The organism is Vibrio sp. SBT000027 (assembly GCF_963894355.1).
Classification (GTDB): Bacteria; Pseudomonadota; Gammaproteobacteria; order Enterobacterales; family Vibrionaceae; genus Vibrio; species Vibrio splendidus.
The window spans coordinates 1,382,860-1,406,490 of sequence record NZ_CAWQGD010000004.1 but is presented as its reverse complement, the minus strand read 5'-3'; the positions used below and the strand labels follow the sequence as shown (position 1 = coordinate 1,406,490).

Here is a 23,631-nt window from a genome sequence, read left to right as displayed (position 1 = left end):
AAGATAATCGAGTTTGCTAACGAATGAGGTTTATTATTAAGCAAACGTTACCGTTTCCTGTCGCGAACAGCCTATTTGACTATCATTCATATAACGAGCATAGATTAACTCGACTAAGGATAAGCTAACTTGACCAAGCATAAGTGGCTCAACGAAATAATTGGACACGTCATTCATGAATCAGCCAAACGAAAAAGGCAGACCTAATGGCCTGCCCTTGTTTCTTTTCGTTTTTATCTAGTCGCTAGTCTGTTGACATGCAGTTTAGATTCAATAGCATCAATTCACGTAGTGCTACTGAGAACTTAGCAAACTCATGAACCGAACCCACTTTGAATTCGTTCAAGATGCTTTCCCAACGATGCAGAGAAACCGAGTTACTTTCCATCCAGTCATCAAGCGCTTTAATCACATCGATATCTGAAGCACAACCGCAGTTAAGCACTTGGCCAGTTAGCTGACGTTGCTGCCAATCCAGATCTTCTCTGAATGCTGCACGTGCCAGCGCTTGCCAATTGTTGTCTACTGCTTGACCATTGATTTGCTTCAAGAACCAGTGCAAAGACAAGCGATCGCCAAGATTGAAGTAAAGCTTAGACGCTTGTTGTACTGTTTTACCTGTTTCACGAGCCACTGTGGATATATCCAGTGCTGAGTACAAGCTAGACAAACGCGCAACTGAATTAGCCAACTCAGCGTTTACGCCTTGGTCAATCCATAACTGTGCCATTGCGTTATGCTCTTCTACTTCAGAAGCCACTAGGTTTTCATCCAGTTTCTCCGTGATAGTAAGAACATCGCCTTGGTAAAGTTCAATCAATGCTTTCACTGACTGTTTACCTGTACGGTTTCTTAACAACCAACGCGCCAAGCGACGAAGTGTGCGGCGAACATGGTAAATCAATTCATACTGAGCTTCAGAACTTGAAACATTATCCAGTTCACGGATGCTCTTCAGAACATGGCCAAGACCGTAGATTTCACGTGATGCCGCGTAAGCATTTGCAATATCAACAATGTTTGCGCCCGTCTCTTCTTGCAGACGAGTAACGAAGTTACAACCCATTTCGTTAACCATTTGGTTAGCCAGCGCCGTCGCAATGATTTCAGAGCGTAGTGGATGGTTATCCATATGCTGAGAATAGTTACGACGTAACGCTGTTGGGAAGTATTGCATAAGCTGTTGAGCATGGAATTCATCATTAGCGATATCATCACTAACAAGATCTTCTTTAAGTACCATTTTACCGTAAGCGACAAGTACAGAAAGCTCTGGTCTTGTTAAACCTTGGCCCTGCTTCTCACGCTCAAGCAGTGTTTCGTCATCTGGGATGTATTCCAAACCACGATCCAAGTACCCTGCTTTTTCCATAGTATGGATGAAGCGGATTTGCTCTTTGACTAAGCCAACACCTTGATGCTCAGTAACCGAAATAGACTCAGCTTGGCAATATGCGTCGTCTAGTACGATTTCACCCACTTCATCTTCCATCGATTCAAGCACTTGGTTACGCTGCTTAACGGTTAGATCACCATTAGACACCAAACCATTCAAGAAGATCTTAATGTTTACTTCATTATCCGAGCAGTCAACACCACCAACGTTATCAACAAAGTCGGTATTAACTCGGCCACCCGTCAGCGCGTATTCAATACGACCCAATTGAGTCATACCCAAGTTACCGCCTTCACCAACAACCTTAGCTTTCAGGTCACGGCCATCGATACGAAGCACGTCATTTGCACGGTCACCAACATCAGTATGAGTCTCGTTTGAAGACTTAACGTATGTACCGATACCGCCATTCCAAAGAAGATCAACCTGCATAGACAAGATCGCTTTGATCAAGTCATTTGGTGCCATTGATGCTTTCTTAGTACCTAGCATTTTCTGAATTTCAGGCGTCAAAGAGATAGACTTCGCTCGACGAGAGAAGATGCCACCACCTTGAGAGATAAGATCTTTGTTGTAATCTTCCCAGCTTGAGCGAGGTAGATTAAACAAGCGCTCACGCTCTACCCAGCTTGATGCTGATTCTGGATTCGGATCGATGAAGATATGCATGTGGTTAAACGCAGCTTGCATACGAATATGCTTAGACAACAGCATGCCGTTACCAAACACATCGCCCGCCATATCACCTACACCAATAGCGGTGAAGTCCGTTGTTTGACAGTTGATGCCCATTTCACGGAAGTGACGCTTAACGGATTCCCAACCACCTTTCGCGGTAATACCCATCGCTTTATGGTCGTAACCGTTAGAACCACCAGAGGCAAATGCATCGCCTAACCAGAAGTTGTATTCGTCAGATACTGAGTTTGCGAGATCTGAGAACGTTGCTGTACCTTTATCGGCAGCAACAACCAAGTACGGATCATCTTCATCGTGACGAACAACACTCTTCGGTGGGATAACCTCGCCTTCAATGATGTTGTCTGATACGTCTAGTAGTGCACGGATGAAACGTTTATAACAACGTTGACCTTCAGCGAAGATCTCATCACGGCCAGACATCATGTGCTGACGCTTACAAACGAAACCACCTTTTGCACCAACCGGTACAATTACTGTGTTCTTAACTTGTTGTGCTTTAACTAGGCCTAGAATCTCAGTACGGAAATCCTCTTGACGATCTGACCAACGTAAACCACCACGAGCGACTTTACCGCCACGTAGATGCACACCTTCAATGTCTGGTGCGTAAACGAAGATCTCAAACGCAGGAACTGGCGCTGGGATATCTGGGATCTCGCTTGGTCTCATTTTCAGAGCCAACCAAGGTTTAGATTGTTTGTTGTTGTCGTCTAACTGATAGTAGTTAGTACGAAGCGTTGCTGTGATCATTTCCATGTAGCGACGAATGATACGATCATCATCCAAGCTTTCTACATGATCCAACTGTTCAGTGATCTTCTTAATAAGATCTTGTTGGCCTTTCGCGCTGCCCTTCAATTTAGGATCAAAACGCTTGCCGAATAAGCTCACTAACCCTTTCGCTAGATCTGGGTAATGAGACAATGTGTCTTCAATGTATTGTTGGCTGAATGGGAAACCAACTTGGCGCATGTAACGCGCATATGCACGTAAGATTGAAATTTCACGTCCAGAAAGGCCAGCACCCAGCACTAAGCGGTTGAAGCCATCGCTGTCTAACTCACCCGCCCAAATCGCAGCAAAGGCTTGTTGGAATAGATCGCGAGCTTCACGAAGATCAATCGTCTTGTCACTCTTATGCAGCATCGAGAAATCAAGGATCCAATAAGTCACTCCATTGGTCTTGCGCACTTCATAAGGTGATTCACCAATAACGCGCAGACCAAAGTTTTCAAGCATTGGCATAACATCAGACAGATGAATCGGCTCATCACTGTGGTAGAACAATTTCAAACGAACAGCTTTAGAGTCTGCCGCTTCTTCTTGAGGTCGGTAGAAAAGCATGCCAAGTTTGTTGTCTTCACTTAGTGCTTCTAGACGCTCGATGTCTGCAACAGCAGAACCAGGCATCATGTCTTCTTTGTACGAACGTGGGAATGCACGCATGTATTCTTTCGATAACGGAAGACCTTTGCTCTCACCGAAGTTAGCAACGATTGATTCAGACAGGCGGTCATCCCACGTAGACGATACTTCCATTAAATTTTGCTCAATTGTTTTCACGTCCACATCCATGTTGTTGTTATCAACACGAACAATATAGTGCGTTCTTGCCAGTGGGCTTTCAGAGAAGTACGTCGTGAATTCAACTTCTTCTTCGCAGCCAAAGTATTGCTTCAAGATGCGCTGGGTTTGACGACGAAGCTCGGTGTTGTAACGATCTTTTGTTACGTAAACCATACAGCTGAAGAAACGGCCAAACGGGTCTTTGCGAACGAACAAACGCAGAAGATCGCGATCCTGCATTTGTACAACGCCCGTACCCACTTCAAGTAGCTCTTCTTCTCGAGCTTGAAGCAGTTCATCACGCGGATAGTTTTCTAGAATATTGTGCAGTGCTTTATAAGAGTATGAACCCTTGCGGTAACCACTTGCATCTAAGATACGCTCAACTTTCTCGCGAACTAGAGGAATGGTTTCAACGGTTTGGTTATAAACGGCAGAAGTGTAAAGACCCGTAAAGCGGTGCTCACCAATGACCTTGCCGTTTTTATCAAACTTTTTGATACCGATGTAATCATTGTAAGCTGGGCGGTGAATACGTGAAGCCGTGTTGCCCTTGGTTACGATCAATACATACGGTTTTTTCGCTTCTAAGCGTGCCGAGTCTGAAAACTCAGACAGCTTAACGTTGCGTACACGATCTGAATTTGCGAACAAACCAAGGCCTTGCTCCTTGGTAGGTTGTAGTTCCGTGTCGCCATTTACAGAAACAAGGTCATATTCCTTGTAGCCCATAAACGTAAAGTTGTGCTCGCCTAACCAACGAAGGAAAGCCAGAGTTTCATCAAAGCGCTGGCCATCGACTGGAATCGTCTCTTTTTGCTGTTCAACTTGATTGGTGACTTCTTCAAGTCTTTCTACCATTTGTAGCCAGTCATTAACCACAAGGCCAGTATCGGTAAAAATATCCAGCAGCTCTGTTTTAAGCGCTGTCATTTCAGCTTTGCTGCTAAGACGGTCAACCTCAATATGGAAAAGCGATTGGAATGCACCTTCATTGTTGCTGACACCAACAACACTTCCCTTATCAGAACGGGAGATTTGTGTTGGGTTGTGAAGCATAAGGTGAGAAGAGAGGTCGAGGCGAGTTAATGCCATTTTTACAGAGTCAACGAGGAATGGGCTATCTGGTACCACTATCTCAACGATAGTGTGAGTAGATTGCCAGCCTTGGCGACTTACTGTCGGGTTAAAAACACGGACAGAAATTTCGTCGGCTTTCTTTTCATTGATGTGATGCCATAAGCTAACTACAGCACCGTATAAATCGGATTCGTTTCTCTGAGTCAGGTCGTCGTGAGAAACGTTACTAAACAAGTGTTGAGCAAGTTGAGTTACGAGAGGTCGATGAGCAAGGTCAAGTTTGTCTTGAATCAGTTTGTACACTTTTTCAAGTAAAACTGGAACCACAGTTTCACGTGCGGTCATAGTCACACTCCACAATTAGAATTATATTTTATTATTAGGGGGCTTACTTAAGCTGGTGTTTGAATTGAGCCGTTGAGCTCTTTTCTACTAACGAGTTAAGCAAAGGTAATGCATTCATTTATTGTAAAAGCATTATTGAGAAATAGTTAATTGTTTTGGAGGTGGTAAGAGGTGAAATGTTTGATTATGTGATTAAGATTCCTTTTAACTCACTAGGCACGCCAAGGTTTACAGAGCTTCCAACTTAATAAACTTATTTTTTTGGTCAGTTGTCAGTCTAAACTGCCCTCTAACCCCTATTTGTGTAAGAAAAGGTCTGAACCGAGTTGCAGGTAACTGTAGGCGTAATCCAGTGGTCGTTATCACTTGGACTTTACTTGCCGCACCAGAATAGCTGGCCAAAAACTGCTGATATGAGATGTTAAGTTGGAAAATATAGCGATTCATACAATACCTGTGTAAATATACAGTACCAGTGTTTTTTGGCACTTAACGATGCCTGACTGTACAACTGAGCTTGAAACTGCTCTAGCTTATCGAAAATTCGATGACCCAGAAACAAAAAAAATCAGTGGCAGATATTCTCTACCACTGATGACTTTTTGTTATTAATAAACCGTTTGTTAGCAAGCCGCTTATTAGCAAACCGCTTATTAACAAACAGTTACGTGAATGAGCGCGAGCTTAAGCCTCTAGTGCTTTCGTCACTTTCTCAAACAAGTCTTTTGCTAAGTTGTCCATGTTCTTTAACGTCTCAAGTTCTTTTCTGATCAGAGCTTGGCGGGCATCGTCGTACTTACGGAACTTAAGCAGCGGGTCAATCAAGCGCGAAGCCACTTGCGGGTTGCTGCTGTTCAGCTCACGTAGGATCTCGCCAGCAAACGCATAACCTTGTCCTGACTTGTCGTGGAATTGAACCGGGTTCATGTTTAAGAATGAACCGACCAAGTTACGAGTACGGTTCGGGTTTTTCAAACTAAACGCTTGGTGTGACATAGACGCCTTGATCACTTCAAGTGCGTTTGAACTTGGGTTCGTTCCTTGAAGAGCAAACCACTTGTCCATGACAAGGCCATCGTGTTTCCACTTATCGCTGTAATCCGCCATTAAAGTTTCACGACATGGGAGTTGTGCACTGTTCGCCGCGCCCATTGCTGCCATGGTGTCTGTCATGTTGTTTGCTTGCTGGTACATAGCGACAACCAAGTCATTACCCTTTTCAGTATGAGCCAAGTAACTTAGACAAACTTTACGCAGAGTTCGCTTACCAATTGAATCATGGTCGATCGTGTATTCTGTTAATGCGTGACTGTGGTAAACCGCAGCAAGTTCATCTTCGAGTTCTTTCGCTAGCGTCACTTTCATCGCTTTCAATACAGATGCAACAGCATCGATATCGACACGCTCATACCAACCAGACACTTCATTATGACTTGGTAGAGAAAGCATCTCAGCAATAAACGCTGGCTCTAAAGAATCACTAAGCAGTACGCCACGGAATGCATCAACAACAGAAGCTGAAAGTTCAAACTCTTGACCTTGTTGAACCTTCTCAACGTTACTGCGGATGTACTTAGCCAATAGCATTTGACCCGCATCCCAACGAGAGAACTCATTGCGAGCATTCACCATCAGGAAGATCAGCTCTTCATCTGAATAATCGTATTCCAATTTCACTGGCGCAGAGAATTCACGAAGTAGCGATGGGATCGGTTGATCTGAAACGTTTTCAAACACAAACGTTTGTTCTGCTTCTTTCACATCTAATACATTGTGAACTGGCTGACCGTTACATTGTAACTCAATCACATCACCCGACGCTGTGTATAGCTCGATATCTAGTGGAATATGCAGAGCCTGCTTTTCGGTTTGCTCATGAGTTGGCGCTGTTACTTGGCGAGTCGTTAACGTGTACTCTTTTTTCTCTGCATCGTAGTGGCTTTCAACAGAAAGCGTCGGCGTACCAGACTGGCTGTACCATAAACGGAACTGAGACAGATCAACACCCGATGCATCTTCCATTGCCGCTACGAAGTCTTCACATGTTGCCGCCGTGCCATCGTGACGTTCAAAGTACAGCTTCATGCCTTTTTGGAAACCTTCCTCACCCAACAATGTGTGGATCATTCGGATCACTTCACTGCCCTTTTCGTACACCGTCAATGTGTAGAAGTTGTTCATTTCTATCACTTTTTCTGGGCGAATTGGGTGAGACATTGGGCTCGTATCTTCAGCGAATTGTGGCCCACGGATAATACGAACATTGTTGATACGGTTTACTGCGCGAGAGCCAAGATCAGAAGAGAACTCTTGGTCACGGAATACCGTTAAACCTTCTTTCAAGCTTAACTGGAACCAATCGCGACAAGTGACTCGGTTACCAGTCCAGTTATGGAAATATTCATGGCCAATGACGGCTTCAATACCTAGGTAATCTGTATCAGTTGCTGTTTGGTCATTTGCTAAAACAAACTTAGAGTTGAATACGTTCAGGCCTTTGTTTTCCATCGCGCCCATGTTGAAGAAATCAACGGCCACGATCATGTAGATGTCTAAGTCATACTCAAGATTGAAACGCTCTTCGTCCCACTTCATTGAGTTAATCAAAGAAACCATCGCGTGGTTTGCGCGGTCGAGGTTACCTTTGTCGACAAAGATTTCTAGATCGACATTACGACCTGACTGCGTTGTATACACGTCACGAAGTACATCGAAGTCACCCGCAACTAAAGCAAACAGGTACGCAGGTTTTGGGTGTGGGTCTTGCCATTTCACCCAGTGACGACCATTTTCAGCTTTGCCTTCATCTAAACGGTTACCATTACTTAATAAGAATGGGTTTTCGGCTTTGTCTGCGATGACCGTTGTCGTGAATTTCGCCAACACATCTGGGCGATCCATATAATAAGTAATACGACGGAAACCTTCCGCTTCACATTGAGTACAGAATGCACCACCTGATTTGTACAGGCCTTCAAGCGCGCTGTTCCCTTCAGGGTCGACTTCAGTCACGATCGTTAGCGTAAATTCTTTCGGAAGGTCATTCAGAGTAAGTAGAGTTTCAGACTGCTCATACTGCGTCCACTTCGTGCCTTCTACCAAAACAGACACCAACTTCAAGCCTTCACCATCAAGTACTAATGTCGAGCTTTCTTTCTCCTGCTTAACACTAGAAACAGCGGTAATGATAGATGCCGAATCGTACAAATCGAAAGTAAGATCGATTTCAGAAATAGTGTGAGATGGTGATTGATAATCTTTACGATACTTGGCTTGAGGTGTATGTGCCATGACGGGTTCCTTTTGATCGTTATACGTAATTATTTTTTAACTGTATATATCTAAAGGTTGAGCGCCAAGAACACAAGAGGATTATTGAAAAAAGGAGGCATTGTAGGAAAATGCCTCCATGTTTTGCTATTTTATCAATCAAATCAGACAGGAACGGCTAAGAAATGAACTGTGAACCATATTATCAACGAGCCCGACTTTACGGCGAGATATAGAGCTTAACGAATGCGATTGAGCACCGCAAACATGTCTCCTTCTTCACCTTGAAGCGTCAACACATCACTGTTCAGTGTGTAACGAGTACCGTGTTCGCCATTTTCATACAGCAATACTAATTGGTCGCCTTCGGTGTAATACACTCCGCGACGAATCACTTCACCCCCTTCTTCATCGGACACTCGGAACATGAAGATAAAGTCAGGCTGAAGCACTAAATCCATTTTTTGAATGTTACTGGCACGCAAATCGCTTCCGGACAGTTCGGCACTTGACCATATTCCTGCCAGGGCGTTGGGCAAGGCTTTGGTGAACATAACACCGTTAAGGTTCAGCATATTGTGATTACTGCTGTAAGCGTAAACCTGAGGCTCAGAAGTATTTAATCCCAAAATAATCGTGTCTTCATTGGCGTTATACAAACCTTCCCAATGGTCGACACTGTAGTCTTTCTTCTGAATATCAATGGAGAAAGAGTAGTTTGAGTCGAGAGTCAGTTTGATTGCTCTAAAGTTTTCAGTACCTTGCTCAGGATCTGGGTTCATCAAATACCAATCACCAAGCAACAGAGGAAGGTCAAAATGAGATAGATTGCTATCACTTTTTGATTGTTGATCGCTCGAAGCTGCTACCTCACTCCCAAAAGCAACAAAACTTAAACAAGATAAAAATAGTAGAATCCATTTCATACGCACCCCCTCGTTTTCTTTAAGCTTAGGCACGTAATGATTAGAAAGCGAAAAAATATGATCCAAGTCACTAAATTTTAAGTGCAAAGTAACTTAAATGTCATTGTTCGACGCAAAATAGAGCTAAATGACCCTGAGTATTGAATGTTCTTTGCGACAATCTCAACGGTTACAATCAGGTATTCCTGTCAAATCATAGACACAAAAAAAGCGAGCCTAGGCCCGCTTTTTAAATTGTGCATCTTTAAACAATCACCTTTTAACAGGTATTTGCTCTATTTCTTGATCATATCCAGCATGATAGCAACAGACTCATCAAGATAAGCATCCGGGGCTTCATAGTCTTTAGGAATATCATCTAACGTTTTAAATGCCTCTAATTTAGCGGCTTTTTGACGTTGGTTGATACGATCTAGACGAAGCGTATCCGCATCATCGCTCTCTTGCTGACGTACCTTTTCATTCAAAGAAAGGTCGTTATCGTCTTTATCTGCCTTATATTTTTCAATATCTTGCGCGATAAAGCCGAATTCCATGTCAGTAGCAATGCGAGCTTGATGTTGGGCAGTCAAAGCAATTATTTCTTCATCGTTACGCTGTAACACTGAATAATTTGCTTTATCAATACTGTCCCAAGGCAGAGCATTATCTTCAACACTTTCACCAGTATCAGCAGGATCAATTGGCGTTGGATAAGCAATATCAGGCACTACACCTTTGTTTTGCGTACTGCCACCATTGATTCGATAGAATTTCTGGATTGTGTATTGAACGTAGCCCAACTCTTTATCGAATAAATCATAGATATGATTCAAAGAGCGATGTTGTTGCACCGTTCCTTTACCGAAAGAGTTTTCGCCAAGGATGATTGCACGACCGTAATCTTGCATCGCTGCCGCAAAGATCTCAGAGGCTGAAGCACTGTAGCGATTGACCAATACCGTTAGTGGACCTTGGTAACTAATTTCGCCATCAGTATCACTGTTCACTTTGACACGACCGTAGCTATCACGCACCTGAACAACGGGTCCCTCTTTGATAAACAAACCAGAGAGTTCAGTTGCTTCAGTGAGTGCACCACCACCGTTGTTTCTCAGATCAACAATAATGCCTTCAACACCTTGCCCTTTAAGCTCAGTGATCAGTTTGTCTGTATCTTTAGAAAGACCAACATAGAAACTTGGTACTTCGAGTACACCAATCTTCTTGCCATCTTTCTCGATAACTTCTGATTTAACAGCGCGGTCTTCTAAACGAATCTTATCGCGCACAATTGTGACAACGTGACTTTTTGCATCTTTACCATCTGGCAAGATCTGTAGCTTAACTTTGGTCCCTTTCGGTCCTTTAATTAATTGCACTACATCGTCTAAACGCCAGCCGATAACATCAACAATCTCTTCGCCATCTTGACCAACGCCAACAATACGGTCGCCGTCGCTCAATTGTTTGCTGTTTGACGCAGGGCCACCAGCAACGAGAGATCGAATAACGGTGTAGTCGTCAGTCATCTGAAGTACAGCACCAATACCTTCTAGAGATAGATTCATCTCTGATTGGAATTGCTCTGCATTTCTTGGAGAAAGGTAGCTGGTGTGAGGATCAACTTCACGCGCAAATGCGTTCATGTAGATTTGGAAAGCATCTTCATTATGCGATTGCGTGATACGCTTCATCGCATTGTTGTAACGCTTTTCCAAAACTTCTTGAATCTCTGGCCATTCTTTACCAGTAAGTTTTAGATTCAACGCATCGTATTTAACACGCTTCCTCCAAAGCTCATTCACTTCGGCGATATCTTTCGGCCATTCCGCTTCATTGCGATTGAGCTCAATACTTTCATCGGTATCAAACTTAATCTCAGTGTCTAGCAAAGACAGCGCATACTGAAAACGTTCAAAACGCTTCTGCATAGAAAGATTATAAACATCGAAAGCAATCTGGTTATTACCCGCTTTCAGCTGATCATCAATTTGAACAGATGATGAGGAGAAAGAGTCAATATCAGCTTGAGTGAAGATATTACGATTATAATCCAGCATCTCTAAATAACGATTAAAGATAGCTTGAGAGAAATCATCGTTGAGATTGAAGTGTTTATAGTGAGAACGAGTAAATCGAGAAGTAACACGTTTACTAGCAGTTTCGTGTTGGGCCTCAGGAACGAGTAAAGGTAAATCGTCCTGATCTAATTTGGCTTCAAGAGCCTGAGCTGAAGCTGCTAGACAAAAGCTAGCAGCAATCAGTGTCAATTTTGAACGGCATTTCATGCGTAGGAGTATCTCCTTTAAGCGCGCAAGTGCTCCGCTTTAACAACCATTTGTAGGCCGTTTGCTAACTGAACACGCACATCTTCCTTATTGATTTCAACAATGGTCGCAGCCATGTTTCCTGTACCCATGTTCACATTTACTTCTTTGCCAGCGATGAATTCGTCAGCGTTCAAAGCGCGTGTTTCTACAGGCTTTTCTACTTTCGGTGCTTTAGGCGCTTGACGACGAGGCTGTTGAGCTTTCTTCGCCTTAGCTTTCGCTTTGCCTTCTTCACGAGCTTTCTGTGCTTGTTCTTTACGACGAGCCTGAACTTTCGCTTTGCTTTCTGCAAGTGTAGCTTTAGCGTGCTCAACGTGCTCTTCTTCTAACGTTCCACACGTGTTGCCGTCTAGGTCAACACGATCTGCGCCAGCTTTTACGCCGTGCAGGTAACGCCATGATGATGTGTACTGTCTTAACGCTGCACGAAGCTGAGTCTTACTTACTTTTTCGTCTTCATTTAGACGTTCAGCAAGATCTTGAAAAATACCAATTTTAAGTGGTTTTGCTTCACCTTCTAGAGTAAAGCATTTAGGGAAACATTCAGCAATATATGCGATAACTTCTTTGCTGTTTTTTAACTTTTCAGTGTTTTCCATGTGGGTTCCTGGTTTTTGCGGTTTTCCGCGAGCATTAAGAAAATATTTTTACGTATTATAGAGAGATGCTTGGGAAAAACCACAGTAAGAGAATAATTTATGCCTTGTTCGCGTGCGAATTAAGCACCTTTTCCACTTCGGCCATAAAAAATGTCAATCCGTCTTCATCAATTTGAGAAAAACGACCAATATTTGGACTATCGATATCAAGAACACCCACAACTTTGCCATCGATAGAGAATGGAATAACGATTTCTGAGTTACTTGCAGCGTCACAAGCGATGTGACCTTCGAACTCATGCACATCATGAATACGCTGAACTGTGTTTGTCGCAACCGCAGTTCCACACACACCACGCCCTACCGGAATTCGAACGCACGCAGGTTGACCTTGGAATGGACCCAGTACTAGTTCGTCTTTTTCCTTAGCTAGATCCTGCTTCATTAAATAGAAACCCGCCCAATTCAAGTTATCCAATTCCATGAATAATAATGAACTAATATTTGCAAGATTTGCAATTAGATCGGTTTCAGATTCAATTAATGCAACGGCTTGTTTGGTTAAGCGTTGGTAATGTTCTATTTTCATATTAACTTCCAATTAAATTGAGACTTCCATTATCAAGAGAACGCAGTAAAATGCGGTCATCAAACTAAATAGGACTTATTCTCATTACAATGAACAATTCAGAAGACACTATTAGCCGTTCTTGGTTGATAACTCAAGTAAAAAAACACAAGTCCAAATTACTGTTTGCTAACTTTGTTGCCATTATTGCAACCCTGATTAGCGTCCCTATCCCTCTGCTTATGCCACTCATGGTCGATGAAGTTTTGCTTGATAAGCCAGCTTCAGGGTTAGAGATGATGAATCATCTACTTCCAGTCTCATTGCAAACGCCAACTGGTTATATTGCGCTTACTCTGTTGTTGGTTATCTTAATGCGCTCGGCCAGCCAAGCGCTGAATATTCTACAAGGTCGCCAATTTACATTGGTTTCCAAAACGATCACCTACCAGATGCGTAGCAAGATGATCGATAAACTTGGCCGCATTAGCATCCGACAATATGAGACCAAGGGCAGCGGCGGTATTAATGCTCACCTAATTACAGACATAGAGACCATTGATAAGTTCATTGGCTCAACCCTTTCTAAATTTATCATCAGTTTCTTAACGGTATTCGGAACCGCTATCGTCCTACTATGGTTAGAGTGGCGACTTGGGCTATTTATCTTACTGGTCAATCCTGTTGTTATTTATTTTTCTCGTAAACTCGGCAGCCGAGTTAAACACCTCAAAAAATATGAGAACCAGTCTTTTGAGCGTTTTCAGAATCGCTTAGTTGAAACCTTGGATGGCATCTATCAGCTCCGTGCCGCTAATAAGGAGCGTATCTTTCTTGATGAACTTAAAGTTCAAGCAAACCAAGTGAGAATCGATGCTGATAAATACGCTTGGCAATCGGAAGCTGCCGGTCGTGTTTCGTTTCTACTGTTCTTATTAGGTTTCGAGCTTTTCCGAGCCGTCGCCATGCTAATGGTGTTGTTCAGTGACTTGACGATAGGTCAGATTTTTGCGGTATTCGGCTATTTATGGTTCATGTTAGGCCCTGTCCAAGAATTGCTAGGGATTCAATTCTCTTGGTATAGCGCGAAAGCAGCGCTGCAACGTATTAACGACCTACTGCAACTAGAAGAAGAACATCGCCCTGTTAGCAAGGTAAACCCTTTTGATGACCATAAAGAAGTGACAGTCGACATTGAAGACGTTACATTCTCTTACACATTAGAAAACACTGTTTTAAACAGGCTATCACTACACATTCCAGCAGGGAAAAAAGTCGCCCTAGTGGGTGCTAGCGGTGGTGGTAAATCAACGTTGATCCAGTTGTTAATTGGGGTTTATCAAGCCGACTCTGGTTGTATACGCTTTAATGGTGAAACAACGGACGACATCAGCTTTGACATAATACGCAGTCAAATTGCCGTTGTTTTACAACAACCTATACTCTTTAACGATACATTAAGGCATAATCTGACCCTTGGTGCTGAATACGATGAAATGTCGTTGTGGCGGGCGCTTGAAGTCTCTCAAATGCAAGATGTTATCAAACAGCTGAGTAATGGCTTGGATACGCAAATTGGTAGGAATGGCGTTCGACTGTCTGGCGGTCAACGACAACGCTTAGCGATCGCCCGCATGGTGCTGAGTAATCCTAAGTTTGTTATTCTTGACGAAGCAACATCTGCACTGGATACAGCAACAGAGTCAGCACTGCATAAAGCACTAAGCGAGTTTTTGAAAGATCGCACAACTTTGATAGTGGCTCATCGATTATCAGCGGTGAAACAGGCCGATCTAATCTATGTTTTAGAAGATGGGCAAGTCACACAGACGGGAACGCATGGTGAATTGGTTGAACAACAAGGACTATATCAAACACTCTATGGCAGTGTGCAATCGCACGCCTGATGTTTATTGTTCTAGGGATTTAAGTCCGTGTAGTTCTAGGCATTTAAATCAGCCTAAAAGTCTGATTAGTGTTTCAACTTGGGAGGTCGCGTGACCTCCCCATCCGAAACCAACTCTTTATCGACTCAGCACCAGTTGTCAACTGAGTCTCCGTTGGCAACTAAGTCTCCGTTAAGAACCGGGCACCAGTGCGATAGCAGCTCTGTACGCCTTTGTCAGGGCTGTGAACTCCCCGTTGATAAAATGGATATCCCTCTGGGGAAATCCGCATATTGTCCAAGGTGTGGCACCCAGCTTTACCGAGGCGGTACACCTAGCCTGTCTGGAAACCTAGCAATCGCGATTACCTGCTTATTGCTATTTATCCCCTCACACTTTTTTGAATTTATCAGTATTCGTCTGATTGGCGTCATGATACCTGCGACGTTACCATCAGGTGTCTTTACTTTAATGGGTGAAGGCTTCCCTCTATTAGGCCTACTCATCCTATTCTGCAGTTCGATCGCCCCGTTACTCGTTTGTACCTCTGTACTCATCACTCATGCAGCACTGCGCTTTAAGATTTTCACGCCATTTAGGTATGCGTTATCCATCATCCAGACATTAAAGCATTGGATGATGTTGGATGTATTTCTGGTAAGTTTGGCTGTCTCATGCTTCAAACTGCAGGATTATTCCGATATTTTTGTCGGCCCTGGTTTAGTTGGATTGATTTTACTGCAGCTTTTCAGTGTATTACTGGTAAGCCGTATCAGTGTGCGTCGTTATTGGGAAGCTTGGGCTCAAGAGTCTGATTACTCTTTTGTAGAAAGTAAGAACGTACACTGCCACAACTGCCACCTTTCTCAACCTGAAGGTCATACTTGCGTACGTTGTCACCATGACTTATATCACCGTAAGCCCTACTCTATACAGAAGACATGGGCTCTGTTGTTTGCTGCGTCAGTGGCTATCGTACCAGCCAACGTTATTCCTATTTCTATCCTTATTACAAACGGACAAAGGTTAGAAGACACGATAATTTCTGGTGTCGCTTCGCTAATCAATAGCGACATGTATGGCATCGCAGCGATCATTTTTATTGCCAGTATCGTCGTGCCTGTTGCGAAAATACTTGGCCTAACGTACATCTTAATTTGTATCAAGATGAAGCGCGCGGTTTACCACAGGCAGCGCATGACCATCTATTTCATTGTGAAGTGGGTGGGAAAATGGTCGGTGATGGATCTGTTCGTTATTTCGATCATGATGACCTTGGTCGACCGTGGACAGATTTTAAACTTTACACCAGGTTATGGTGCAGTCGCTTTTGGTGTCGTTGTTGTTCTCACGATGCTGGCAGCGGAAAGCTTAGATCCTAGGCTAATTTGGGATAACTACACCTCTAAAGATGAGTCAGTGAATGAACAACGATAACCAATCACAAACGTCATATTCACCAGAAGTAAGGAAAAACAAAGGCATTTCACCTTTGTGGATTCTACCGATATTAACCGTCGCATTAGCCGGTTGGTTAGTCATGAAATCGATACACGATGCAGGGCAACGTGTGCAGATATACTTTTCAGATGCCGCAGGTTTAGTCGCAGGTCGAACAACAATTCGTTACCAAGGCTTAGAGGTGGGTATGGTGCGCGACATCACCTTGTCCAAAGATTTATCGAGCATCTATGTCGATGCTGACATCTACCCAGAAGCGAAGAAGCTACTTTCAAAGGGCACACGTTTCTGGCTCGTAAAACCAACGGCGAGTTTGTCTGGTATCTCAGGGTTAGACGCGCTTGTTTCGGGTAACTACATTGCTATTCATCCTAGCGAAACGAAAGAAGAACCAGAAACCGTTTTCCAAGCCCTAGAATCGTCCCCTTCTGATTTACTCGCTTCTGAAGGTTTGAACATTTCACTGACAACCAAAGATCTGGGCGGCGTGTCTGTTGGCTCTCAAATCGTTTATCGTAAAATTCCAATTGGTGAGGTTTACAACTACCAGTTAAACGACAACGCGAAATCCGTTACGATCCAAGCGTCGATTAAAGATGAATACAGCCATATCATTACCGACCAAAGCCGTTTTTGGAATGTCAGTGGTTTAGGTGCCAGTATCGGATTTTCTGGTGTTGATGTTCGTTTAGAGAGCCTAAGTGCATTGCTTGGTGGTTCAATTGCGGTTGACTCTCCCGGAGAAGGTCAGCCCGTCGAGATGAACACCAAGTTCAAGCTCTACCCAGATTTGAAAACCGCCGGTCGTGGCATCTCTATCAAGATCGCCGTGCCAGATGACAACAAGATCAGCGCAACAGGCGCTCCGATCATGTATCGAGGCATTGAAATCGGTCAGATCACTGATTTATCTTTAAGCGAAGGTCGCGAAAACGTGGTCGCATCTGCCGCTATCCAACCGGCATTCAGTGACTTTTTGAATAGCGGCAGTAAATTCGTTTTAGAAGAAGCTGAACTGTCACTTACTGGTATGAAAAACATTGCCAACTTAGTGACAGGTAACTTTTTAACCTTGGTACCGGGCGAAGGTGAAAAGGCGCGTCGATTTACTGCGATTCGTAAAAACGAGTTCAGTCAGGAACAAGAAAAGTCAGTCGCGATTCGCTTAACATCGAACAATTCATTCGGATTGGATGTCGGTACACAACTACTCTACAAAGGCATTGCCGTTGGCTCTATCATTCAAGTTGGCTTAGTTGATGGTGTTGGCACTGGCTCTGACAAGCACGAAGTGTTTATGGATGCGCTTATCGATAACGAATATGCGCACCTAATCAAAAGCCACAACCGTTTCTTTGTGACAGGCAGTGCGACCGCAGAGCTGACCGAATCAGGTCTAAGTGTTACGGTTCCACCGGCAAAACAGCTTCTTACTGGCTCGATCAGCTTTGTGAGTGAAGGTAAACCTGAAGCTCGAACTGACTACCAACTTTTCCAAAGCAAGTCGTTAGCAGAAATCGCTAAGTTTAATCAGTCAGGCTCAAAGACGCTTTCGTTATTTGCTAGTGAGTTACCTTCAATTTCTAAAGGCAGCCCACTGCTCTACCGTAACCTACAAGTGGGTAGCATTTCGGATTTTCAGCTTGCAGATGGTGGTGTAAGAATCAAAGTCACGATCGAAAATCGTTACACGCACTTACTCAATAAGCATACGGTTTTTTGGAACCGCTCAGGCGTTGAGATTGATGCTTCGCTATCGGGTATTAGTATTAAAGCGGCACCCGTTAAAACGCTAATTCAAGGTGGTATTGCTTTTGATTCGCTTCCCGGTATAGACAATAAGCTTGGTGATGTGTGGAAGCTGTACAAAGATTCTAAATCCGCTCGAAAATTTGGCCGCGCGATTACGATTACCTCTTCTGGTGATCAAGAAGTAAGCAAGGGTATGGCGATCAAATACCAAGGTGTCACTGTAGGTGAGGTCACTTTGGTGATTCCTAACTTCAATAAAGGCGGCATTGAAATTACCGCGCGAATCTTACCTGAGTACGTTGACAAGATTGCCGTGGCGAACAGTCACTTCTGGTTGGCAGAACCTGAGATCGGCCTTAATGGCATCAAAAACGTCTCTGCGCTTCTCTCTAAGCACATCAACGTAGATCCGGGCAATGGTGACAGAAGTACGAAATTTAAGCTTAGCAAAGGACCAGTGCAGCCTGAAGGCAAGATATTCCAGCTACAAAGCGAAACGCGAGGCTCGGTGTCTGAAGGCACGCCTATCCTATTCCGTGAGCTAGAAATCGGTAGTGTTATCGATGTTCAACTAGGCGAGTTTGCTGACCGCATCATCTCTACGATTCAAATAGAACCTGACTACGCGTATCTGATCCGCGCAAACACTGTGTTCTGGAACGTGTCGGGTGTCGATGTTTCTATCGGCCTCTCTGGTGCAAACATCAAAGCAGGAACGGTAGACAGTTTATTAAGAGGCGGAATTACCTTCTCAACGCCACCGACGAGTGAACTTCAGCCTGTGGCAAGCGAAGATCAGTCTTTCTACCTATACCCTCAAGCAGAAGATGAGTGGAAGTCATGGAGAACCGCGATTCCTCGCCCATAGAGTGAATCCTCAGAAGCTCCATGCAAATTAATACAGCTTAACGAAGATTAATTCTTCATCAAAATGCAGCCATTCGGCTGCATTTTTGTTGTTTGCCGTAAATATGGTTTAGGACGACCTCATTTTGCTTTAAACTCCCCGCATTAATGCAATAATTCGAGATACTCTTTTGCACGCTAACGTATATATTCCTGAAGAATTCCTAACGCACATCGAAGCGATCATGCCTAGTCACCTAGATATGGCTTCTTTTGTTGCTTCATGCCAAAAACCACTTCGTAAAAGTATTCGAGTCAACACACTGAAAATCAGTGTTGAAGACTTCCTAATACGAGCAAAAGAGAAAGGCTGGGAACTGGAACCTGTACCTTGGTGTGAAACAGGTTTTTGGATTACAGCCGATGAAAGTGAAGCGCCTCTAGGTAATACGGCAGAACACATGTCTGGTCTTTTCTACATCCAAGAAGCCAGTTCTATGATGCCACCTTCGGCACTTTTCCAAGGCGAAGCTGATTACCAAGCCGTGCTAGATACTGCTGCTGCACCCGGTTCTAAAACAACGCAAATCGCTGCGCTAATGAATAATCGCGGCGTGTTGGTGGCCAATGAATACGCTGCAAGCCGTGTGAAAGTACTTCACGCCAACATCGAACGTTGTGGCGTTCGTAATGCCGCACTCAGTAACTTCGATGGTCGAGTTTTCGGTGGTTGGTTGCCAGAACAGTTTGATGCTGTCTTGCTGGATGCACCCTGCTCTGGCGAAGGTACCATTCGTAAAGACGCTGATGCGATGAAGAACTGGACGTATCAATCTGTAGTCGATATTGCCGACACGCAAAAAGACCTGATTGAAAGTGCATTCCATACTCTTAAACCTAATGGTGTTTTGGTTTACTCAACATGTACGTTAAGCACTGAAGAGAACCAACAAGTGTGCCATCACCTAAAAGAAACCTTTGGTGATGCGGTTGAGTTTGAATCTCTTGAATCATTGTTCGACAACGCAAAAGCAACGACTACTGAAGAAGGCTTTCTTCACATCTTCCCTCAGGTGTATGACTCTGAAGGTTTCTTTGTTGCACGTATCCGTAAACTAGCGTCTGCGACTCCACCAGAAGTTAAAAAACGAATGGGTAAATTCCCATTTGAAAAAGCGTCAAAGAAAGCTCAGCAAGAAGTCGCTGAACAACTGCTTAGTGCTCTCGATATCGAACTACCAAGTGATACTCAAGTTTGGATCCGAGATAAAGACGTTTGGCTATTCCCTGAGGCGCTTGAGCCTATGATCGGTGCATTCCGTTTCTCTCGTATGGGCATCAAGATCGCTGAAACCCATAAAAAAGGTTACCGATGGCAACACCAAGTCGCGACAACGCTCGCGACAGGTAATGAAGCTAACATTGTAGACCTCATCATCGAAGATGCTCGAGAATGGTTCATGGGCCGAGACGTTCGCCCAGAAGGCTTGTCAGGCAAAGGCGAAGTGCTAGTAAAATACAACGGCGCAATCATCGGCCTTGGTAAATGGGTAGGTAACCGAGTGAAGAATGGCTTACCAAGAGAACTAGTACGCGACAAAAACCTGTTCTAGTCGTTCGATTAAAGCTCACACTGTACTGAGAAAAACAAAAGCCCAAACAACCTTCATTGTTTGGGCTTTTTCTATTCTTGTCGGCTAGTTCATTTCAAGGGAAGCACTGAAAAATCAACACTTAATTACACAAATATCAATTCAAGTCGCTATTTCCAATAACAAAAATCGCTTATTAGGGAATTTAAACTAGACTTCAGTTTAACAGTCAAAGAATTAAAACGATTAGCGTAGGCTCTTCGGAGCCCTTTCCCCTAAGCCCAAACAGGAAGGTTTGGGCTTTTTTTTGACCGACAAGCTCGCTTATTTAACTAGGCTGATGCCTTCTTTGTCGATAGTGATCTTGCCAGACTTGTACAAACCACCAATTGTCTTCTTGAACGTACCTTTGCTGGTTCTGAATGCAGAGAAAATAACTTCCGGAGAAGATTTATCATTCAAAGGTAAGTAACCACCTTTCTTCTCAAGCAGATCGAGAACCTTAGTGCTTAGGTCATCCATTTTAGCCACACCAATTTTCTGAAGAGACAAGTCAATCTTACCGTCTTCTTCACGAACGTTTTTAATGTAGCCTTTTAGCGCTTTACCTATGAATAGCTTACCGATGATGTCTGATGGGAAAATCATGCCCCAATGCTCACCGTTCACGATCGCTTTGTAACCTAGCTGGCTGCGCTCAGCTATAATGAGATCCACTTGCTCGTTTTGCTTATAAGTCGCAGGCGTGTTGTCTAACCACTTGTTGAACTTTGTTGTACCTACAATGCGGCTAGATGCTTTATCAATATACACATATACTAAGATTGACTGACCTTCGTTTAAACGGCCACGTTGCTCGCTGAAAGGAACAAGAAGATCTTTACCTTTCACGCCCCAGCTCATGAATGCACCGGTGCTGTTTACGCCTTCAACCGTCATCAAGCCAAACTGCCCCACTTGAGCAATTGGTTTTTCAGTCGTTGCAGCAATCTGGTTGTCAGAATCAATGTATAAGAAAACATCCAGTTTTTGACCAATTTCAACACCTTCAGGAGTAAATCGTTTTGGCAGCAACACGGTTCCATAGTCGCTAGCGTCAAGGAATACACCGAAGTCGGCTTGCTTTACTACTTCTAAGTTGTTTATTTGACCAATATTAATCATCAAGATTTTCTCTACTTTAAATTTGGCGGTGATTATACGTGATCTCTGATATGCTTTCGCTAGTTTCATTCATATTTTTACATTCTAGGAGACATCGTTGATCACCGTTGATAAACAAGATGCGATAACACTCAAAATTAACCATGCAATGGCGAAGACCAAAAAGCTCGACATGGACGTTTATCTATTCATTCCCGGTGAACTCGGACTCACTCCCGAAGTACTTTCTGAAAGTGCCTTTTTCTACAGCTCAATTACTCAAAAGCGCGCCTACTACAGTGACAAGACACTGTTACCTTTGGTACACAGTCGCTTGGCAAAACGTGGACGCTTATCAACGACACAGTATCGTGTGAGTTTGAGTTTGTTCGCATATCAATATGTTATTGCTTTAGATAAAGCCGTGAGCAGTTTAAATAAGACTGATAGTGACGACGTAACAGCTGATGAGGTTGATGAGGTCATTGAGCTTGCGTTAGACATCTTGAAGAAGCTTCGCCGAAGTATTCCTTATGAAGAAAACCTCAAACGCTACTACGCAAACATTGATAACTATCTTTCTTGGTACACAGAGCAAAAGTTCTTATCTCTGGTCTCTCATATGCCGCGTGGCAGTGAGTACTCGACGATAAAAGAGCGACTCTTGACGTTGTGTGACAAAGAGACTGCCCATCGTAAACTTAATCGCTATAACTCAGCCAAAGTTCGTGAAGACGTAACGCGCCTGAGTAACAAGATGCGACTGCTGCGACGTTTGATAGAGCACCCTATCGTACTCAAGGAGAAGACCACCTCCATGGGTAAAAACGTTAAGCGTGCCGTTAAAGGTATTGCGACAGGCTTAGTCATGGTGGTCGTGACGACAACCGTCATATTGGCTCGTGATTTTCTAGGAGAGATTACCGCTTCTTTCATCGTGTCGATGTCATTTATCTACGCACTGCGTGAAATATTTAAAGATGACTTGAGAGACATCCTTTGGCGTTGGCTTCGTAAAGGAAAACCCAAGTGGAAGCGTCGCTACTTTGACCCAACAACCAATAAATCTGTCGGCCACAAGCTTGAATGGTTGGACTATGCGAACTTTTCCAAGTTAGCTGATCGTATTCAATCAATACGCAAGAAACGTGTCGTTCAGCGCGAAGAGCAAGTCTTGCACTATCGTTCACATACCGAGATGTCGACGTCAACATTCATGAGTGGTTACGAAGAGACTCGTGAAACGTTATCGATCAGCCTGAGAGCACTGACACGCTTGATGGACAAGGGGTCAAATAACGTATATCGCCTGAATGAAGGGCAAGTAAGCCGTGAGTCTGTCGAAAAGCGTCACCTGCTCAATCTGATCATTAAAGAGAACAATCACGATACTGAACCGACCTATTACCGTTGGAAAATCGTAATGAACCGTTCAAAGATCGTTGATATCGAGCAAATCACTCAAGAGTCATAGCGTTGTTACGGTATGTGGATACTAGATTCACATACCGCCCTTCCACTTGTTCAACAAATGCTTTCTGTTTAACTATGATCTTCAGATTCAGATTCCGTCCAACCTTATACTTCCGAGCTATTTTCTAGAAGGAACTTTCTTAATCGAAAGCGTTAGCGTGAACTCCGCCATTGGTTCATCGCCATGCAAAGACGGACAAGTCGCGATTATGGTCACGGGTTGATTCACACGCTCGCCAGTAGACATAGTTTCAGCCAGCATAGTGTTGATCAGCTCACCATCGTTACAAGTGAAGTGTACGTCACCTTCCGGGCGCTTCAAGAAGTTACCTGTCACCTCTTTAAATGCCAGCGAGATTTTTTCGCCTTGCTGCTGGGATTTACTCATTGCAAGAAAGCCCCCCGCCACATCAGCACCTACTGCTAACACACCAAAGTACATGCTATTGAGGTGGTTCTTAGTTCGTCTTTTGAGAGGAATTTTCACTTCAACATGTTGATTATCCAGCGCGAGCAGTTTTGGTCGGCATAGCCAGATCAGAGGCACTTTGAAAAAGCCAAACATGCTCAAGTAGAAATTTGCTTTTTGTAGAGGGGTCAACATTCGAGTTACCTAGTCAAATAAGTCATCAGACCAGTTAATCGATTAGCGCTCGATATGTCAAAAAAATGTTACAAAAAAGAGATATCATCGCATAATGATATCTCTTTCAT

General features: G+C 43.7%; 14 protein-coding genes. 5 read left to right on the top strand and 9 right to left on the bottom strand.

Annotated elements, in window-relative coordinates:
• Window positions 1-244: 244 nt before the first annotated feature.
• The 7 genes from AACU28_RS15835 to AACU28_RS15805 form a co-directional block, all read right to left on the bottom strand.
• Window positions 245-5,089: an NAD-glutamate dehydrogenase gene (locus tag AACU28_RS15835; RefSeq protein WP_121603207.1), complete on the bottom strand. Its 4,845-nt coding sequence runs from the start codon at window positions 5,087-5,089 to the stop codon at window positions 245-247.
• A gap of 228 nt (window positions 5,090-5,317) precedes the next feature.
• The gene (locus AACU28_RS15830; protein WP_004733645.1) at window positions 5,318-5,536 is read right to left on the bottom strand and encodes a DUF2835 domain-containing protein; all 219 of its coding nucleotides are present in this window, start codon (window positions 5,534-5,536) and stop codon (window positions 5,318-5,320) included.
• Between the two features lie 237 nt (window positions 5,537-5,773).
• Window positions 5,774-8,380, bottom strand: a complete 2,607-nt coding sequence (gene pepN, locus AACU28_RS15825; RefSeq protein ID WP_121603206.1) for an aminopeptidase N — start codon at window positions 8,378-8,380, stop codon at window positions 5,774-5,776.
• A 218-nt stretch (window positions 8,381-8,598) separates the two neighbouring features.
• Window positions 8,599-9,285 carry a hypothetical protein gene (locus tag AACU28_RS15820; RefSeq protein ID WP_054547714.1) on the bottom strand — a complete coding sequence of 229 codons (687 nt, stop codon included), beginning with the start codon at window positions 9,283-9,285 and terminating at the stop codon, window positions 8,599-8,601.
• A gap of 275 nt (window positions 9,286-9,560) precedes the next feature.
• The gene (gene prc, locus AACU28_RS15815; RefSeq protein ID WP_004733642.1) at window positions 9,561-11,555 is read right to left on the bottom strand and encodes a carboxy terminal-processing peptidase; all 1,995 of its coding nucleotides are present in this window, start codon (window positions 11,553-11,555) and stop codon (window positions 9,561-9,563) included.
• A gap of 17 nt (window positions 11,556-11,572) precedes the next feature.
• Window positions 11,573-12,196 (bottom strand): RNA chaperone ProQ, encoded by a 624-nt coding sequence (proQ, locus tag AACU28_RS15810; protein ID WP_004733641.1) that lies wholly within the window; start codon window positions 12,194-12,196, stop codon window positions 11,573-11,575.
• A gap of 97 nt (window positions 12,197-12,293) precedes the next feature.
• Complete coding sequence (locus tag AACU28_RS15805; RefSeq protein WP_004733640.1) at window positions 12,294-12,785, bottom strand: GAF domain-containing protein; 492 nt, start codon at window positions 12,783-12,785, stop codon at window positions 12,294-12,296.
• 89 nt (window positions 12,786-12,874) lie between these two features.
• Here AACU28_RS15805 and AACU28_RS15800 point away from each other — a divergent pair, with 89 nt between their 5' ends.
• The 4 genes from AACU28_RS15800 to rsmF all read left to right on the top strand — a co-directional run bounded on the left by AACU28_RS15800 (window position 12,875) and on the right by rsmF (window position 20,322).
• Window positions 12,875-14,671, top strand: a complete 1,797-nt coding sequence (locus AACU28_RS15800) for an ABC transporter ATP-binding protein (RefSeq protein WP_017086285.1) — start codon at window positions 12,875-12,877, stop codon at window positions 14,669-14,671.
• Between the two features lie 78 nt (window positions 14,672-14,749).
• Window positions 14,750-16,087: a paraquat-inducible protein A gene (locus tag AACU28_RS15795; RefSeq protein WP_121603205.1), complete on the top strand. Its 1,338-nt coding sequence runs from the start codon at window positions 14,750-14,752 to the stop codon at window positions 16,085-16,087.
• Window positions 16,074-18,731 (top strand): MlaD family protein, encoded by a 2,658-nt coding sequence (locus tag AACU28_RS15790; protein ID WP_017077209.1) that lies wholly within the window; start codon window positions 16,074-16,076, stop codon window positions 18,729-18,731. Before AACU28_RS15795 ends, AACU28_RS15790 begins: the two co-directional genes overlap by 14 nt.
• 169 nt (window positions 18,732-18,900) lie before the next feature.
• Window positions 18,901-20,322, top strand: coding sequence for a 16S rRNA (cytosine(1407)-C(5))-methyltransferase RsmF (rsmF, locus tag AACU28_RS15785; RefSeq protein WP_121603204.1), 1,422 nt, complete (start codon window positions 18,901-18,903; stop codon window positions 20,320-20,322).
• A 303-nt stretch (window positions 20,323-20,625) separates the two neighbouring features.
• On the opposite strand, the gene AACU28_RS15780 is transcribed toward rsmF, so the two are convergent.
• Complete coding sequence (locus tag AACU28_RS15780; protein ID WP_004733627.1) at window positions 20,626-21,534, bottom strand: CvfB family protein; 909 nt, start codon at window positions 21,532-21,534, stop codon at window positions 20,626-20,628.
• A 28-nt stretch (window positions 21,535-21,562) separates the two neighbouring features.
• On the opposite strand from AACU28_RS15780, the gene AACU28_RS15775 reads away from it, so the two are divergent.
• Window positions 21,563-22,918, top strand: coding sequence for a hypothetical protein (locus AACU28_RS15775; protein WP_004733628.1), 1,356 nt, complete (start codon window positions 21,563-21,565; stop codon window positions 22,916-22,918).
• Between the two features lie 117 nt (window positions 22,919-23,035).
• Here the strand turns inward: AACU28_RS15775 and AACU28_RS15770 are convergent, their stop codons facing one another.
• Window positions 23,036-23,521 (bottom strand): PaaI family thioesterase, encoded by a 486-nt coding sequence (locus tag AACU28_RS15770; RefSeq protein ID WP_017082222.1) that lies wholly within the window; start codon window positions 23,519-23,521, stop codon window positions 23,036-23,038.
• Window positions 23,522-23,631 lie beyond the last annotated feature (110 nt).